At 57.1% G+C, this 17400-nt stretch carries 16 protein-coding genes; 13 read left to right on the forward strand and 3 right to left on the reverse strand.

Annotated features, from left to right (window positions below; translation table 11 throughout):
* Nucleotides 1-10: 10 nt before the first annotated feature.
* Genes INF58_RS09765 through nei form a run of 5 tightly spaced genes read left to right on the forward strand, consistent with a single transcriptional unit; the run spans nt 11 to nt 3888 of the window.
* Entirely contained in the window at nt 11-754 is a 744-nt protein-coding gene (locus INF58_RS09765) for a type 2 GTP cyclohydrolase I (RefSeq protein WP_064910841.1), read from the forward strand.
* Nucleotides 755-768: 14 nt separating this feature from the next.
* Entirely contained in the window at nt 769-1425 is a 657-nt protein-coding gene (gene pxpB / locus INF58_RS09770) for a 5-oxoprolinase subunit PxpB (protein WP_102750583.1), read from the forward strand.
* Nucleotides 1419-2351: a 5-oxoprolinase subunit PxpC gene (gene pxpC, locus INF58_RS09775; protein ID WP_112792599.1), complete on the forward strand. Its 933-nt coding sequence runs from the start codon at nt 1419-1421 to the stop codon at nt 2349-2351. Before pxpB ends, pxpC begins: the two co-directional genes overlap by 7 nt.
* Complete coding sequence (pxpA, locus tag INF58_RS09780) at nt 2338-3078, forward strand: 5-oxoprolinase subunit PxpA (RefSeq protein WP_193527592.1); 741 nt, start codon at nt 2338-2340, stop codon at nt 3076-3078. The genes pxpC and pxpA overlap by 14 nt, the downstream gene beginning before the upstream one ends.
* A gap of 18 nt (nt 3079-3096) precedes the next feature.
* The gene (gene nei / locus INF58_RS09785) at nt 3097-3888 is read left to right on the forward strand and encodes an endonuclease VIII (RefSeq protein WP_193527593.1); all 792 of its coding nucleotides are present in this window, start codon (nt 3097-3099) and stop codon (nt 3886-3888) included.
* Nucleotides 3889-3972: 84 nt separating this feature from the next.
* On the opposite strand, the gene INF58_RS09790 is transcribed toward nei, so the two are convergent.
* Nucleotides 3973-5256 (reverse strand): citrate synthase, encoded by a 1284-nt coding sequence (locus tag INF58_RS09790; protein ID WP_006809584.1) that lies wholly within the window; start codon nt 5254-5256, stop codon nt 3973-3975.
* 639 nt (nt 5257-5895) lie between these two features.
* Between INF58_RS09790 and sdhC the strand changes: the two genes are divergently transcribed.
* The 8 genes from sdhC to sucD all read left to right on the forward strand — a co-directional run bounded on the left by sdhC (nt 5896) and on the right by sucD (nt 15579).
* Entirely contained in the window at nt 5896-6300 is a 405-nt protein-coding gene (gene sdhC, locus INF58_RS09795) for a succinate dehydrogenase cytochrome b556 subunit (RefSeq protein WP_026080740.1), read from the forward strand.
* Nucleotides 6294-6641: a succinate dehydrogenase membrane anchor subunit gene (sdhD, locus tag INF58_RS09800; protein WP_003858621.1), complete on the forward strand. Its 348-nt coding sequence runs from the start codon at nt 6294-6296 to the stop codon at nt 6639-6641. The genes sdhC and sdhD overlap by 7 nt, the downstream gene beginning before the upstream one ends.
* A complete protein-coding gene (gene sdhA / locus INF58_RS09805; protein ID WP_003858619.1) occupies nt 6641-8407 on the forward strand; it encodes a succinate dehydrogenase flavoprotein subunit in 1767 nt (588 codons plus the stop codon). The genes sdhD and sdhA overlap by 1 nt, the downstream gene beginning before the upstream one ends.
* 15 nt (nt 8408-8422) lie before the next feature.
* Nucleotides 8423-9139: a succinate dehydrogenase iron-sulfur subunit SdhB gene (gene sdhB, locus INF58_RS09810; RefSeq protein WP_063866112.1), complete on the forward strand. Its 717-nt coding sequence runs from the start codon at nt 8423-8425 to the stop codon at nt 9137-9139.
* Nucleotides 9140-9377: 238 nt separating this feature from the next.
* Complete coding sequence (sucA, locus tag INF58_RS09815; protein WP_063449342.1) at nt 9378-12185, forward strand: 2-oxoglutarate dehydrogenase E1 component; 2808 nt, start codon at nt 9378-9380, stop codon at nt 12183-12185.
* Between the two features lie 14 nt (nt 12186-12199).
* The gene (gene odhB / locus INF58_RS09820; RefSeq protein WP_063866113.1) at nt 12200-13426 is read left to right on the forward strand and encodes a 2-oxoglutarate dehydrogenase complex dihydrolipoyllysine-residue succinyltransferase; all 1227 of its coding nucleotides are present in this window, start codon (nt 12200-12202) and stop codon (nt 13424-13426) included.
* Nucleotides 13427-13543: 117 nt separating this feature from the next.
* Entirely contained in the window at nt 13544-14710 is a 1167-nt protein-coding gene (sucC, locus tag INF58_RS09825; RefSeq protein WP_017384968.1) for an ADP-forming succinate--CoA ligase subunit beta, read from the forward strand.
* Nucleotides 14710-15579 (forward strand): succinate--CoA ligase subunit alpha, encoded by an 870-nt coding sequence (gene sucD / locus INF58_RS09830; RefSeq protein ID WP_006809578.1) that lies wholly within the window; start codon nt 14710-14712, stop codon nt 15577-15579. Before sucC ends, sucD begins: the two co-directional genes overlap by 1 nt.
* Before the next feature lie 86 nt (nt 15580-15665).
* Here the strand turns inward: sucD and INF58_RS09835 are convergent, their stop codons facing one another.
* On the reverse strand, nt 15666-16436 hold the full coding sequence (locus INF58_RS09835) for a hypothetical protein (RefSeq protein ID WP_193527594.1): 771 nt from the start codon (nt 16434-16436) through the stop codon (nt 15666-15668).
* A 10-nt stretch (nt 16437-16446) separates the two neighbouring features.
* A complete protein-coding gene (locus tag INF58_RS09840; RefSeq protein WP_107534938.1) occupies nt 16447-17370 on the reverse strand; it encodes a transporter in 924 nt (307 codons plus the stop codon).
* Nucleotides 17371-17400: the final 30 nt, after the last annotated feature.

Below are 17400 nucleotides of genomic sequence, written 5' to 3' on the forward strand. Positions count from 1 at the left end.
GAGAGTGATGATGAAAAACAGTGAACTGGAACGCCTGATTAACGAAAAACTTAACACCGCCTCGTTTAGCGACTACGGCCCGAATGGCTTGCAGGTTGAGGGACGCGACACGGTGCAAAAAATCATCACCGGCGTGACGGCAAGCCAGGCGCTGCTGGATGAGGCGGTGCGTCAGGAAGCCGATGCGGTGATCGTCCATCACGGTTACTTCTGGAAAAACGAATCGCCGATTATTCGCGGCATGAAGCGCAACCGCCTCAAAACGCTGCTGGCGAATGACATCAACCTGTACGGGTACCACCTGCCGCTCGACGCGCATCCTGAACTGGGTAATAACGTCCAGCTTGCGCAGCTGTTGGGGATTACCGTGATGGGGGAAATTGAACCCCTGGTGCCGTGGGGCGAGCTGTCGATGCCGGTACCGGGGCTGGAGCTGGCCTCGTGGATCGAAGCGCGCTTGGGACGTCGTCCGCTGTGGTGCGGCGACACCGGGCCGGATACCGTGAAGCGCGTGGCATGGTGCACCGGCGGCGGTCAGGGCTTTATTGACAGTGCGGCACGCTTCGGTGTCGATGCGTTCATTACCGGCGAAGTCTCCGAGCAGACCATTCATTCCGCGCGTGAACAGGGCCTGCATTTTTACGCGGCAGGCCATCATGCTACCGAGCGCGGCGGCATCCGCGCCCTCAGTGAGTGGCTGACGGAAAATACCGATCTGGATGTGACGTTTATTGATATCCCTAATCCGGCCTGATGAGAGGTAGTTAAGTGCAGCGAGCGCGTTGTTATCTTCTGGGTGAAACTGCGGTAGTTCTGGAGCTTGAGCCTCCGGTGACGCTTGCCACGCAAAAGCGTATCTGGCGCCTGGCTCAGCGGCTGCCCGAGCTACCCGGCGTGGTTGAAGCTATTCCGGGTATGAATAATATCACCGTGGTGCTACGCGATCCGCACACCGGGGCGCTGGATGCCATTGAGCGTCTGCAACGCTGGTGGGAGGAGAGCGAGGCGCTGGAGCCGGAATCGCGGGCAATTGAGATCCCGGTTGTCTATGGCGGCAAAGGTGGCCCTGACCTTGGCGTGGTGGCGGAACACTGTGGATTAACGGAAAAGCAGGTCGTCGAGCTGCACAGCTCAGTCGACTATGTTGTCTGGTTTTTAGGTTTCCAGCCGGGCTTCCCCTATCTTGGCGGGTTATCGCCCCAGCTGCACACCCCGCGCCGGGCTGAGCCGCGCCTGAGCGTACCGGCGGGCAGCGTGGCGATTGGTGGCGAACAAACGGGAATTTACCCGCTCGCTTCGCCGGGCGGCTGGCAGCTTATCGGGCACACGTCCACGCCGTTATTTGAACCCGGCCATGACGCGCCCATACTCCTGCGTCCGGGGGATACCCTGCGCTTTATCCCGCAGAAGGAGGGGGTATGTTAACGCTTATTCGTGCAGGGCTTTACACCTCGGTACAGGATGCTGGCCGTTTTGGCCTGCGTCAGTCCGGCGTGAGCTACTGCGGCGCGCTCGATCGTCCTTCGCTGGAGATTGCCAACCTGCTGGTAGGCAACCCAGGCAGCACGGCGGCGTTAGAAATTACGCTGGGCCAGTGCGTTATTGAGTTTGGTGAGGAAACCTGGTTTGCCTTAACCGGCGCGGGCTGTGACGCAACGCTGGACGGCAAAGCGGTGTGGACCGGCTGGCGATTGCGGGCAAAAGCCGGGCAGCGTCTGACGCTTAAGCGTCCTCTGCACGGCGTGCGCAGCTATCTTGCCGTGGCGGGGGGCATCGACGTGCCGGAGGTGTTGGGCTCATCCAGCACTGACCAGAAAGCGGGAATGGGCGGCCATGAAGGACGGCTGCTGCGCGACGGCGATCGTCTGGCGATTAAGCCCTCAGCGCGCCATTTCACCACCACGCAGGGCGTGAAGCAGCTGCTGTGGGGGAATGTGATCCGCGCCTTGCCGGGACCGGAATATCAGGAGTTTGATGAAGCCTCAAAAGAGTCTTTCTGGCGCTCGCCGTGGAAGATCAGCCCGCAGAGTAACCGTATGGGTTACCGGCTTCAGGGCCAGCCGCTGACCCGAACGACTGACCGGGAGCTGCTTTCCCACGGGCTGCTGCCGGGGGTGATTCAGGTGCCGGGCAACGGGCAGCCCATCGTACTGATGAACGACGCGCAAACCACCGGCGGCTATCCGCGTATTGCCTGCATTATCGAAGCGGATCGCTACCATCTGGCGCAAATCCCTCTCGGCCAGCCGATTCATTTTGTGCAGTGTACGCTGGAGGAGGCGCTGAAGGCCCGGCAGGATCGGCAGCGCTATCTCGAACAGCTGGCGTGGAGGCTCGATGGTAAAGATTGATTTAAACGCCGATCTGGGGGAGGGCAGCGGCGCTGATGCGGCGCTGATGACGCTGGTCTCCTCGGTCAACATCGCCTGCGGTTTTCATGCCGGCGATGCGCAGACCATGCTGGAAAGCGTACGCAATGCTATGAAAAACGGCGTGGCGATTGGCGCTCACCCCAGCTTTCCCGACCGGGAGAACTTTGGCCGCACGGCGATGGATCTCCCGCCAGAGACGGTCTACGCTCAGGTGCTCTACCAGATCGGCGCGCTGGAGGCGATAGTGCGCGCTGAGCATGGCGTACTGCGTCACGTCAAGCCGCACGGCATGCTCTATAACCAGGCGGCGAAAGATCCGGCGCTGGCGGAGGCGATAGCCAGCGCGGTGCGGGACTGCAATCCTCAGCTGATTCTGGTTGGCCTGGCGGGTAGCGAGCTTATTCGTGCCGGAGAGCGGCTGGGGCTGTCGACGCGGCAGGAAGTCTTTGCCGATCGGGGATACATGCCGGACGGCAGCCTGGTGCCGCGCACGCAGGCCGGTGCGCTGATTACCGACGAAAATAAAGCGCTGGCGCAGACGCTGGAGATGGTGCGCGCCGGGCGGGTGACCGCCGTGGATGGAACATCCGCAAATGTTCAGGCCGATACGGTGTGTTTACACGGCGACGGGGAGCATGCGCTCCAGTTTGCGCGACGCCTGCGGGCGGCGTTCTCTGAAGAGGGCATTCTCGTCAGCGCAGATTGATGATAAAAGGACAATAACATGCCTGAAGGTCCGGAGATCCGCCGCGCGGCGGATAGCCTGGAGGCGGCGATAAAGGGTAAACCTCTGACCGATGTCTGGTTTGCCTTTCCTCAACTAAAACCGTTTGAAACAGAGCTTGTGGGACAGACGGTGACCCACATTGAAACGCGCGGCAAAGCGTTGCTCACGCACTTTTCCCATAACCTGACGTTATATAGCCATAATCAGCTTTACGGCGTCTGGCGCGTGGTGGAGGCGGACGAGCAGCCGCAAACGACGCGCGTGCTGCGCGTCCGGTTACAAACGGCGGATAAGGCGATCCTGCTCTACAGCGCCTCTGATATCGAAATGTTAACGCCGGAGCAGCTGCTGACGCATCCGTTCTTACAGCGCGTCGGGCCGGACGTGCTGGACATGCGCCTGACGGCGAGCGATGTTAAAGCCCGGCTATTGTCTCCCCAGTTCCGCAACCGCCAGTTTTCCGGGCTGTTGCTCGATCAGGCGTTTCTTGCCGGTCTGGGAAACTACCTGCGGGTGGAGATCCTCTGGGAAGTGGGGCTGGCGCCGCAGCGCAAGGCGTCGCAGCTGAGCGATGAAAAGCTGGAGGCGCTGTCGCAAGCGCTGCTGGACATTCCGCGGCTGTCATACAATACGCGCGGCATCGTAGATGAAAACAAGCATCACGGGGCGCTGTTCCGCTTTAAGGTGTTCCATCGGGCGGGGAAAAAGTGCGAGCGGTGCGGCGGAGTGATTGAGAAGGCTACGATCTCTTCCAGACCGTTTTACTGGTGTCCCCGGTGCCAGATGTAAAAAAGCCGGGTGGCGGCTACGCCTTACCCGGCCTACATTTCGCACTTGTAGGCCCGGCAAGCGAAGCGCCGCCGGGCGTGTTTTTTAGCGCTTAATGTCAGACTTAAAATCACGCTGCTCGTAGCCGGTGTACAGCTGACGAGGACGGGCGATTTTCATGCCTTCGCTGTGCATTTCGTTCCAGTGCGCAATCCAGCCCACGGTACGCGCCATGGCGAAGATCACGGTGAACATGGAAGACGGAATGCCCATCGCTTTCAGAATAATGCCAGAGTAGAAATCGACGTTCGGGTAGAGTTTCTTCTCGATGAAGTACGGGTCGTTCAGTGCGATGTGTTCCAGCTCCATCGCCACTTCCAGCAGATCGTCTTTGGTGCCCAGCTCTTTCAGCACTTCGTGGCAGGTCTCACGCATAACGGTCGCGCGCGGATCGTAGTTTTTGTAAACACGGTGACCGAAGCCCATCAGACGGAAGGAGTCATTCTTGTCTTTCGCACGACGTACGAACTCGGGAATGTGCTCCACAGAGCTGATCTCTTCCAGCATCTTCAGCGCCGCTTCGTTCGCGCCGCCGTGCGCCGGTCCCCAGAGGGAGGCGATGCCCGCAGCGATACAGGCGAACGGGTTCGCGCCTGAAGAGCCTGCGGTACGAACGGTAGACGTTGACGCGTTCTGCTCGTGGTCAGCGTGCAGGATCAGAATACGGTCCATCGCGCGTTCCAGCACCGGGTTCACTTCATACTCTTCGCACGGCGTGGAGAACATCATGCGCAGGAAGTTGCCGGCGTAGGAGAGGTCGTTACGCGGATACACAAACGGCTGGCCGATGGAGTATTTGTAACACATCGCCGCCATCGTAGGCATTTTGGAGAGCAGACGGAACGCCGCGATATCACGATGACGTGGGTTATTCACGTCCAGAGAATCGTGGTAGAACGCCGCCAGCGCACCGGTGATACCGCACATGACCGCCATCGGGTGAGAGTCACGACGGAACGCATGGAACAGACGGGTAATCTGCTCATGGATCATGGTGTGACGGGTCACGGTGGTTTTGAATTCATCGTACTGCGCCTGCGTCGGTTTTTCGCCGTTCAGCAGGATGTAGCACACTTCCAGATAGTTGGATTCGGTGGCTAACTGATCGATGGGGAAGCCGCGATGGAGCAGGATACCTTCGTCACCGTCAATATAGGTGATTTTGGATTCGCAAGATGCGGTGGAGGTGAATCCAGGGTCAAAGGTGAATACCCCTTTGGAACCCAGCGTACGGATATCAATAACATCCTGACCGAGCGTGCCTTTTAGCACATCCAGTTCAATAGCATCATCACCATTTAGGGTGAGTTTTGCCTTTGTATCAGCCATTTACGGTCTCCTTAGCGCCTTATGCTTAAGACTGCTTTTCACCGGATTTGCCTTCAGCTGTTAATCACCGTTACCAGATTGTTATTTGGCTTACCGCTCAGCTCACGAGGAGAAACCAGGGTACAGAGCTATGGCGCCTTGCAGGTAAACGAATGAAATATCAGTGAAACAACAGCAAATCAGCGTTTTTGCAGTCCGAATTATTCAAACCTGTATATCACTAATAACTGTCCTGATAACTTCGGTCAATACCATCACACTGTTACATAACTATTTGTCAGGTGAAAGAGAGACCTCATAACTTTTGCGCATTATATGCCTTTTCTGATGACGTTTGTAACAATATTGTTTAACATTTGTCAAATCAGATGATTAAAATTTAAAAAGATGTTGTTATCGTGACCCCGATCACTGTTCCAGAGAAAACCCAACAAACTGTATGTAGGTTAATTGTAATGATTTTGTGAACGGCCTATACTGCCGCCAGGTCTCCGGAACACCCTGCAATCCCGAGCCACCCAGCGTTGTAACGTGTCGTTTTAGCATTTGGAAGCAATGTTTTGCATGACGCGCAGTTATAGAAAAGGAACGCTGTCTGACCCGCATCGCAGTCCGGAGGAAGGAAACAATAAGAACAGCATGTGGGCGTTATTCATGATAAGAAATGTGAAAAAACAAAGACCTGTCAATCTGGATCTGAAAACGATCCGATTCCCTGTAACAGCAATAGCGTCCATTCTGCACCGCGTTTCTGGTGTGATTACGTTTGTGGCGGTCGGTATTTTGTTGTGGTTACTGGGAACCAGCCTCTCCTCTCCTGAAGGATTCCTCCAGGCCTCTGCCATCATGAACAGCTTCTTCGTGAAATTTATCATGTGGGGCATTCTGACCGCGCTGGCCTATCACGTTGTTGGCGGTGTACGCCACATGCTGATGGACTTTGGCTATCTGGAAGAGACGTTCGAGGCCGGGAAACGTACCGCGAACATTTCATTTGTGATCACTGTCGTGCTTTCACTTCTCGCAGGAGTTCTCGTATGGTAAGCAACGCCTCCGCATTAGGACGCAACGGCGTACATGACTTTATTCTGGTCCGCGCTACCGCCATCGTCCTCACGCTTTACATCATCTATATGATCGGTTTCTTCGCGACCAGCGGGACGCTGACGTGGGAAATCTGGAGTGGTTTCTTCGGATCGGCCTTCACCAAAGTGTTCACCCTGCTGGCCCTGTTCTCCATCCTTATTCATGCCTGGATCGGCATGTGGCAGGTGTTGACCGATTACGTTAAACCGCTGGCGATTCGCCTTCCGCTGCAACTGATTATTGTTGTTGCTCTGCTGGTTTACGTCATTTATGGATTTGTTGTGGTGTGGGGTGTGTAATGAAACTGCCAGTCAGAGAATTTGATGCTGTTGTGATTGGTGCGGGTGGCGCAGGTATGCGCGCCGCACTGCAAATTTCCCAGAGCGGCCAGACCTGTGCGCTGCTCTCTAAAGTTTTCCCGACCCGTTCCCACACTGTGTCTGCGCAGGGCGGTATCACCGTAGCGCTGGGTAACTCCCATGAAGATAACTGGGAATGGCACATGTACGACACGGTAAAAGGTTCCGATTACATCGGCGATCAGGATGCCATCGAATATATGTGTAAAACCGGCCCGGAAGCGATTCTGGAGCTGGACCATATGGGTCTGCCGTTCTCCCGTCTGGAAAACGGTACCATCTATCAGCGTCCGTTTGGCGGCCAGTCGAAAAACTTCGGCGGCGAGCAGGCGGCACGCACCGCGGCGGCGGCTGACCGTACCGGTCACGCGCTGCTGCACACGCTGTACCAGCAGAACCTGAAAAACCATACCACCATCTTCTCCGAGTGGTATGCGCTGGATCTGGTGAAAAACGCCGATGGCGCCGTGGTGGGGTGTACCGCACTGTGCATCGAAACCGGTGAAGTGGTTTACTTCAAAGCCCGCGCGACCGTGCTGGCGACCGGCGGCGCAGGCCGTATTTATCAGTCCACCACTAACGCCCACATCAACACCGGTGACGGCGTCGGTATGGCTATTCGCGCCGGCGTGCCGGTGCAGGACATGGAGATGTGGCAGTTCCACCCAACCGGTATTGCCGGCGCGGGCGTGCTGGTCACCGAAGGTTGCCGCGGTGAAGGTGGCTACCTGCTGAACAAACACGGCGAGCGCTTCATGGAGCGTTATGCGCCAAACGCGAAAGACCTGGCGGGTCGCGACGTGGTGGCGCGTTCCATCATGATCGAAATCCGTGAAGGCCGCGGCTGTGACGGTCCATGGGGTCCACACGCGAAGCTGAAGCTCGACCATCTGGGTAAAGAGGTGCTGGAATCCCGTCTGCCGGGCATCCTGGAGCTGTCCCGCACCTTCGCCCACGTCGACCCGGTTAAAGAGCCGATTCCGGTTATCCCAACCTGCCACTACATGATGGGCGGTATCCCGACCAAAGTGACCGGTCAGGCGCTGACCGTGAACGAGCAGGGCGAAGACGTGGTCATTCCTGGCCTGTTCGCGGTAGGCGAAATTGCCTGCGTATCCGTTCACGGCGCAAACCGTCTGGGCGGCAACTCCCTGCTGGACCTGGTGGTATTTGGTCGTGCGGTGGGTCTGCATCTTCAGGAGTCCATTGCCGAGCAGGGCGCACTGCGTGATGCAACCGACGACGAAATCGACGCCTCTCTCGAACGCCTCAACCGCTGGAACGGCAACCGTAACGGCGAAGATCCGGTGGAAATCCGTAAGGCGTTGCAGGAATGTATGCAGCACAACTTCTCGGTATTCCGTGAAGGTGACGCAATGGCCAAAGGGCTTGAGCAGCTGAAAGCGATTCGCGAGCGTCTGAAGAATGCCCGTCTGGACGACACCTCCAGCGAGTTCAACACCCAGCGCGTCGAATGCCTGGAGCTGGATAACCTGATGGAAACCGCCTTCGCGACCGCGATGTCGGCAAACTTCCGTACCGAAAGCCGTGGCGCCCATAGCCGCTTCGACTTCCCGGATCGTGATGACGAAAACTGGCTGTGCCATTCCCTGTATCTGCCAGAGTCGGAAACCATGACGCGCCGTAGCGTTAACATGGAACCGAAACTGCGTCCGGCGTTCCCGCCGAAGATTCGTACTTACTAATGCGGAGACAGGATAATGAAACTCGAATTCTCAGTTTATCGTTATAACCCGGATGTAGACGATGCTCCGCGTATGCAGGATTACACCCTCGAAGCGGAAGAAGGTCGTGACATGATGCTGCTGGATGCGTTAATCCAGCTGAAAGAGCAAGATCCTACGCTGTCGTTCCGCCGCTCCTGCCGTGAAGGGGTATGTGGCTCTGACGGTGTGAACATGAACGGCAAAAACGGCCTGGCCTGCATCACGCCAATTTCAGCGCTAAACCGTCCTGGCCAGAAAATTGTTATCCGTCCTCTGCCTGGCCTGCCGGTCGTGCGTGATTTGGTGGTGGACATGGGACAATTCTATGCACAATATGAGAAGATTAAGCCTTACTTATTGAATAATGGGCAAAATCCACCCGCTCGTGAGCATTTACAGTCTCCTGAGCAGCGTGAAAAACTCGATGGATTGTATGAGTGTATTCTCTGTGCATGTTGTTCAACGTCGTGTCCGTCATTCTGGTGGAACCCGGACAAATTTATCGGCCCTGCGGGTCTGCTGGCTGCCTATCGCTTCCTGATCGACAGCCGCGATACCGAAACCGAGAACCGTCTGGAAGGATTAAGTGACGCTTTCAGCGTATTCCGCTGCCATAGCATCATGAACTGCGTCAGTGTGTGTCCTAAGGGGCTGAACCCGACGCGCGCTATCGGCCATATTAAGTCGATGCTGTTGCAACGCAGTGCGTAAGTAACAACGCCGGATGGCGCTGCGCTTATCCGGCCTACGAGACGGTAGGCCCGGTAAGTGCAGCGCCAGCGGACAGATTGCAGAAACCTTTAAAAACTGCCCTGAAGTTTAGACAGTTTCTAAAGGTTCCTTCGCGGGCCAAATGAAAAGAGCTCGCAGGTGAACCCCGGCACGTACACGGTGTGTGCGTGGTAGTTTCTACGGCGAAAGTAAGCATAAAAATGCTTAAGGGATCACGATGCAGAACGGCGCAATGAAAGCCTGGCTGGACTCTTCTTACCTCTCTGGTTCAAACCAGAGCTGGATAGAACAGCTCTATGAAGACTTCTTAACCGATCCTGACTCAGTGGACGCAAACTGGCGTTCCATGTTCCAGCAGTTGCCTGGTACAGGGGTCAAACCGGATCAATTCCATTCAAAAACACGTGATTATTTCCGTCGTCTGGCGAAGGATGCCTCACGTTACTCTTCTGCGATTTCCGACCCTGACACCAATGCGAAGCAGGTTAAAGTCCTGCAACTTATCAACGCTTATCGCTTCCGTGGTCACCAGCATGCGAATCTCGATCCGCTGGGACTGTGGCAGCAGGAACGTGTGGCGGATCTCGATCCGGCCTATCACGATCTGACCGAGGCCGATTTCCAGGAAAGCTTTAACGTAGGTTCTTTTGCTATCGGCAAAGACACGATGAAGCTGGGCGATCTGATTGACGCGCTCAAGCAAACCTACTGCGGCTCCATCGGCGCGGAATATATGCACATTACCTCCACCGAAGAGAAACGCTGGATCCAGCAGCGTATCGAATCCGTGGCAGGCCACGCGAATTTCTCAGCAGATGAGAAAAAACGTTTCCTGAACGAACTGACCGCAGCGGAAGGCCTTGAGCGCTATCTGGGCGCGAAATTCCCGGGCGCGAAACGCTTCTCACTGGAAGGCGGCGATGCGTTAGTCCCGATGCTGAAAGAGCTGATTCGTCATGCCGGCAAGAGCGGCACGCGCGAAGTGGTGCTGGGCATGGCGCACCGTGGTCGTCTGAACGTGCTGGTGAACGTGCTGGGTAAAAAACCGCAGGATCTGTTCGACGAATTTGCGGGTAAACACAAAGAGCACCTCGGCACCGGTGACGTGAAGTACCACATGGGCTTCTCCTCGGATATCGAAACCGAGGGCGGTCAGGTTCACCTGGCGCTGGCGTTTAACCCGTCGCACCTGGAAATCGTCAGCCCGGTGGTTATCGGTTCCGTGCGCGCGCGTCTGGATCGTCTGGACGAGCCGAGCAGCAATAAAGTGCTGCCAATCACCATTCACGGTGATGCGGCGGTCACAGGGCAGGGCGTGGTTCAGGAAACCCTGAACATGTCGAAAGCGCGTGGTTATGAAGTGGGCGGTACCGTTCGCATCGTGATCAACAACCAGGTGGGCTTCACCACCTCTAACCCGCTGGATGCGCGTTCTACCCCGTACTGCACCGACATCGGTAAAATGGTTCAGGCACCCATCTTCCACGTTAACGCGGATGACCCGGAAGCCGTTGCTTTCGTTACCCGTCTGGCGCTGGACTTCCGTAACACCTTCAAGCGCGATGTGTTCATTGACCTCTTCTGCTACCGCCGTCACGGCCACAACGAAGCGGATGAGCCAAGTGCAACCCAGCCGCTGATGTACCAGAAAATCAAAAAACACCCGACGCCGCGTAAAATCTACGCTGACAAGCTGGAAAGCGAAAAAGTGGCGACGCTGGAGGATGCGACCGAGATGGTCAACCTCTACCGCGACGCGCTGGATGCGGGTGAATGCGTAGTGAAAGAGCTGCGCCCAATGAACATGCACTCCTTCACCTGGTCGCCGTACCTCAACCACGAGTGGGATGAGAGCTACCCGAACAAGGTCGAAATGAAGCGTTTGCAGGAGCTGGCTAAACGCATCAGCACCGTGCCGGAAGCGATCGAGATGCAGTCTCGCGTGGCCAAAATCTACGGCGATCGCCAGGCAATGGCGGCGGGCGAGAAGCTGTTCGACTGGGGCGGCGCGGAAACGCTGGCTTATGCGACGCTGGTAGACGAAGGCATTCCGGTTCGTCTGTCCGGTGAAGATGCGGGCCGCGGCACCTTCTTCCACCGTCACGCCGTGGTGCACAATCAGTCTAACGGTTCAACCTATACCCCGCTTCAGCACGTGCATAACGGTCAGGGCCAGTTCAAGGTCTGGGACTCCGTGCTGTCAGAAGAAGCGGTTCTGGCCTTTGAATACGGCTATGCCACCGCAGAACCGCGCACCCTGACCATCTGGGAAGCGCAGTTCGGTGACTTCGCCAACGGCGCGCAGGTTGTTATCGACCAGTTCATCTCCTCCGGCGAGCAGAAGTGGGGCCGTATGTGCGGCCTGGTGATGCTGTTGCCGCACGGTTACGAAGGACAAGGACCGGAGCACTCCTCCGCGCGTCTGGAGCGTTATCTGCAACTCTGCGCCGAGCAGAACATGCAGGTTTGCGTGCCGTCCACCCCGGCTCAGGTCTACCACATGCTGCGTCGTCAGGCGCTGCGCGGTATGCGCCGTCCGCTGGTGGTCATGTCACCAAAATCACTGCTGCGCCATCCGCTGGCGGTCTCCAGCCTGGAAGAGCTGGCAAACGGCACCTTCCTGCCGGCCATCGGTGAAATTGACGAGCTGGATCCGCAGGCCGTTAAGCGTGTCGTAATGTGTTCTGGTAAGGTTTATTACGACCTGCTGGAACAGCGCCGTAAGAACGATCAGAAAGATGTCGCCATTGTGCGTATCGAACAGCTTTATCCGTTCCCGCATCAGGCGATGCAGGAAGTGCTGAAACAGTACGCTCACGTTCATGATTTTGTCTGGTGCCAGGAAGAGCCGCTTAACCAGGGCGCATGGTATTGCAGCCAGCATCATTTCCGTGAAGTGATTCCATTTGGGTCTGCTCTGCGTTATGCAGGTCGCCCGGCCTCCGCCTCTCCGGCGGTAGGGTATATGTCCGTTCACCAGAAGCAGCAACAAGATCTGGTCAATGACGCGCTGAACGTCGATTAATTAAAGGATACATAATGAGTAGCGTAGATATTCTTGTTCCCGACCTGCCTGAGTCCGTAGCAGATGCAACCGTCGCCACCTGGCACAAAAAACCAGGCGACGCGGTAACCCGCGACGAAGTGCTGGTAGAAATCGAAACTGACAAAGTGGTACTGGAAGTACCGGCTTCAGCGGATGGCATTCTGGATGCAGTCCTGGAAGATGAAGGTACGACCGTCACCTCTCGTCAGATCCTGGGTCGCCTGCGTGAAGGCAATAGCGCAGGTAAAGAGTCCAGCGCAAAATCTGAAGAGAAAGCGTCTACGCCGGCCCAGCGCCAGCAGGCTTCTCTGGAAGAACAGTCTAACGACGCCCTCAGCCCGGCGATCCGTCGTCTGCTGGCTGAACACAGCCTTGACCCGGCAGCCATCAAAGGCACCGGTGTGGGCGGTCGTCTGACGCGTGAAGACATCGACAAGCATCTGGCTAAAGCGCCTTCTGAGGCGAAAGCCGAAGCCAAAGCGCCTGCGGCAGCGCCAGCGGCACAGCCTCAGCTTGGCGCACGTAGCGAAAAACGCGTGCCGATGACCCGCCTGCGCAAGCGCGTGGCCGAGCGTCTGCTGGAAGCGAAAAACTCCACCGCGATGCTGACCACCTTCAACGAAGTCAACATGAAACCTATCATGGACCTGCGCAAGCAGTACGGTGACGCGTTTGAAAAACGTCACGGTATCCGTCTGGGCTTCATGTCCTTCTACGTGAAGGCGGTGGTTGAAGCGCTGAAACGCTACCCGGAAGTGAACGCGTCTATCGATGGCGATGACGTGGTTTACCACAACTACTTCGACGTCAGCATGGCGGTTTCTACCCCGCGCGGCCTGGTAACACCAGTTCTGCGTGATGTGGATACCCTGGGCATGGCTGACATCGAGAAGAAAATCAAAGAGCTGGCCGTGAAAGGCCGCGACGGCAAGCTGACCGTAGAAGACCTGACCGGCGGTAACTTCACCATTACCAACGGCGGCGTATTCGGCTCGCTGATGTCTACCCCGATCATCAACCCGCCGCAGAGCGCGATCCTGGGTATGCACGCCATTAAAGATCGCCCGATGGCGGTAGACGGTAAAGTGGAGATCCTGCCGATGATGTACCTGGCACTCTCTTACGATCACCGCCTGATCGACGGCCGCGAGTCCGTGGGCTTCCTGGTCGCGATTAAAGAGCTGCTGGAAGATCCAACACGTCTGCTGCTGGACGTCTAGTGACTATTTAGCATCACCTGCCCTGTAGGCCGGATAAGCGTAGCGCTATCCGGCGCACAGACCGCGCCGGTCTACAGGTTTGAAGATAACGATTACCCTGAAGGATGGATAGAACACATGAACTTACATGAATATCAGGCCAAACAGCTGTTTGCCCGGTATGGCTTACCGGCTCCGGTGGGTTATGCCTGTACTACCCCGCGTGAAGCAGAAGAAGCCGCGTCTAAAATCGGTTCCGGCCCGTGGGTAGTTAAATGTCAGGTTCACGCTGGTGGCCGTGGTAAAGCGGGCGGTGTGAAGGTCGTTAAGAGCAAAGAAGAGATCCGTGCGTTTGCTGAACATTGGCTCGGCAAGCGTCTGGTAACCTACCAGACAGACGCAAACGGCCAGCCGGTTAACCAGATCCTGGTGGAAGCGGCGACCGATATCGCGAAAGAGCTGTACCTGGGCGCAGTCGTAGACCGTAGCTCCCGTCGCGTGGTGTTCATGGCGTCTACCGAAGGCGGCGTGGAAATTGAAAAAGTGGCGGAAGAAACCCCGCACCTGATCCATAAAGTGGCTATCGATCCGCTGGCGGGCCCAATGCCTTACCAGGGTCGCGAGCTGGCGTTCAAGCTGGGTCTGGAAGGTAAGCTGGTTCAGCAGTTCACCAAGATCTTCATGGGTCTGGCAACCATCTTCCTGGAGCGCGATCTGGCGCTGATCGAGATCAACCCGCTGGTGATCACCACCCAGGGCGACCTGATCTGCCTCGACGGCAAGCTGGGCGCTGACGGCAACGCGCTGTTCCGCCAGTCCGATCTGCGTGAAATGCGCGACCAGTCTCAGGAAGATCCGCGTGAAGCGCAGGCTGCACAGTGGGAACTGAACTACGTGGCGCTGGATGGCAACATCGGCTGCATGGTTAACGGTGCGGGCCTGGCGATGGGCACCATGGACATCGTTAAGCTGCACGGCGGCGAGCCGGCGAACTTCCTCGACGTGGGCGGTGGCGCAACCAAAGAGCGCGTAACCGAAGCGTTCAAAATCATTCTCTCTGACAGCAACGTTAAAGCCGTTCTGGTTAACATCTTCGGCGGTATCGTCCGTTGCGACCTGATCGCCGACGGTATCATCGGTGCGGTAGAAGAAGTGGGCGTTAACGTTCCGGTTGTTGTCCGTCTGGAAGGAAACAACGCTGAACTCGGCGCGAAAAAACTGGCTGACAGCGGCCTGAATATTATTGCAGCGAAAAGTCTGACGGATGCAGCTCAGCAGGTTGTTGCCGCAGTGGAGGGGAAATAATGTCCGTTTTAATTAATAAAGATACCAAGGTTATCTGCCAGGGCTTCACCGGTAGCCAGGGGACTTTCCACTCCGAACAGGCGATTGCCTACGGCACGCAGATGGTTGGCGGCGTAACGCCAGGTAAAGGCGGCACCACGCACCTGGGCCTGCCGGTGTTCAACACCGTGCGTGAAGCCGTAGAAGCGACCGGCGCAACCGCGACCGTGATCTACGTTCCGGCGCCGTTCTGCAAAGACTCCATTCTGGAAGCGATCGACGCAGGCATCAAACTGATCATCACCATCACCGAAGGTATCCCGACGCTGGATATGCTGACCGTGAAGGTGAAGCTGGATGAAGCGGGCGTGCGCATGATCGGCCCGAACTGCCCAGGCGTGATCACCCCGGGCGAATGCAAAATCGGCATCATGCCGGGCCACATTCACAAGCCGGGTAAAGTGGGCATCGTGTCCCGTTCCGGTACCCTGACCTATGAAGCGGTTAAGCAGACCACCGACTACGGTTTCGGCCAGTCTACCTGTGTAGGCATCGGCGGTGACCCGATCCCGGGCTCTAACTTCATCGACATCCTGAAGCTGTTCCAGGAAGATCCGCAGACCGAAGCGATCGTGATGATCGGCGAGATCGGCGGTAGCGCCGAAGAAGAAGCGGCGGCTTACATCAAAGATCACGTCACCAAGCCGGTAGTGGGTTACATCGCGGGTGTGACCGCGCCGAAAGGCAAGCGTATGGGTCACGCGGGCGCGATCATCGCTGGCGGTAAAGGTACGGCGGATGAGAAGTTTGCCGCGCTGGAAGCCGCAGGCGTGAAGACCGTTCGCAGCCTGGCGGATATCGGCGAAGCGCTGAAATCCATCATTAAGTAAATCCTCTCTGCTCCCCGGATGGGGAGCGCTAAAGTATAAAAATGTCCGTTTCGACATGGTTGGCCGCTGAATAGCGGCCTTTTTTTTTACATGACGACGCTGAAACCGGCAAAGAGGGTGAATTTCGGCAGATTGTCCCCGTCGTGCGCAACCGTCCACTGCGGCTCGACAAAGGCGCTGACCACTTTTCCTCCCACTCCCCAGGCGCGCCCGCCGCCAATGCCAACCGGAATGTAATAATCATCCGACTCCCGATCCCAGGTCCAGATGCCCGAGCTGCGCAAGTACCAGCCGCCCTGAAACTTATAGATGAAAATCGGCTGGAACGTCGCGGTCTCTACGTCGTCGCGCGCGTCGTCTCCGGCAAAGCTTTTCTGCCATTGCACCAGCGTGCCCGCCATCCAGCCGGGGGTGGATTTGATCGCAACGGCAGAGAGCCCGCCCTGCCATTTGCCGCTGCCCAGCGCGTCATCGCTGGCGGAGTCTGCCGTGATGAGCGGCCCCACGCCAATTTTTACCCCTTCCTGTTTGAGCAGGAAAATATCAAATAAGTTGATATCGCCAGGCCCGGTCTTATAGCCCTGCGGCTGTGGGCGGGTTGCCATCGGAACGGTTAAACGAAGGATCTGCGGCACGGGCACCCAGTCGTTGGCGGCTAACGGAACGGTTGCGCGGAAGAGCGTATCGTTGAGATGCCGATCGCTGTTGTAAAGCTCAGGCGTGTAGTAATCCTGAAGCGCAACGGAGGTCGAAAGGTGTAACGGGTTGGTGGCTTTTTCAATGGCATCCTCTACCGTGGCGTGGCCGAGAGCCGGCATCAGTATCATCAGGCCGGGTAACAGTAAACGGTTTCGCATGTTGTCCTCCTTACCATAGATATTGCAGACGGAATGACCAGGTGGTGACGTCCGGCGAGCCATCCCGCTGATGCGTGGTATCGGTGTAGGCGATCATCCCCCCAAAACGCGGGCTCAGCATGAAGCCCAGAGAGCCCCCAAGCAGCACGTTCTCCTGTTCGTCGTCCTGCAACGTTCCGTCAACGCGGGTTTCGCCGCCTTTCGTCCAGCTGGAGTCCAGCGAGAGCCAGAGCGCGGGCGAGAGGGTATAGCTCCAGTGGCCTTCGAGGGTGTAGAGCGGGCGCTGTTCCAGGCGGCTGTTTTGCTGGTAGTCGTTATTGTCGGTGAAGAAACTGACCCAGCTGTTGAGCTCCAGCCAGGTCGGACCGAGCGGCACGCCGAACGCCAGCTCGGGCTTAAAGGCCCAGCGGTTCGCGCCGATGTTGATCGCGTTATCGCTGTCATAGTCTCCCGTGGGAAGGGTGAGCCAGAGCGCGCCCGTCAGGAACATCTCCGGCTGCCAGCGCTTAAATTCCTCCACGCTGAGCGCCGGGCCGCCGAACAGGTTATGGGCAAAGACCACCTGGGTATCGCCAAGATTTTCATGATTGAGCGAACCGGTAAGGTAATTGGCATTATCCAGCGAGGCCGTCACGCTGGCGTAGGGCTGGATGACCTGTATCGCTGAAACGCGTCCGTCGATATCGAACGAATGCGCGTAGCGTAAAACGTACACGTCCGCGTCCACGCTGGCGCCATCGGCGGGAAGGTTTCCGTCGAGCGAGGTATTGGTATGAACATTGTTGTAATAGCCGAAGATGAGATTGGTGTCCTTCGGCAGGTTTTGCCAGTCGCGGGCGTTATCGGCCCGCACGTACAGCGGCAACAAAACCAGCAGCAGGCCAGCGATCAGAACGATAATGGCCACCACGAGATGACGTTCAGATTTTTGCATAACATTGTCCCGTTATGTTTTTGCAATAAG

It is taken from the genome of Enterobacter cloacae complex sp. P24RS, assembly GCF_014982165.1.
GTDB lineage: Bacteria > Pseudomonadota > Gammaproteobacteria > Enterobacterales > Enterobacteriaceae > Enterobacter > Enterobacter quasihormaechei.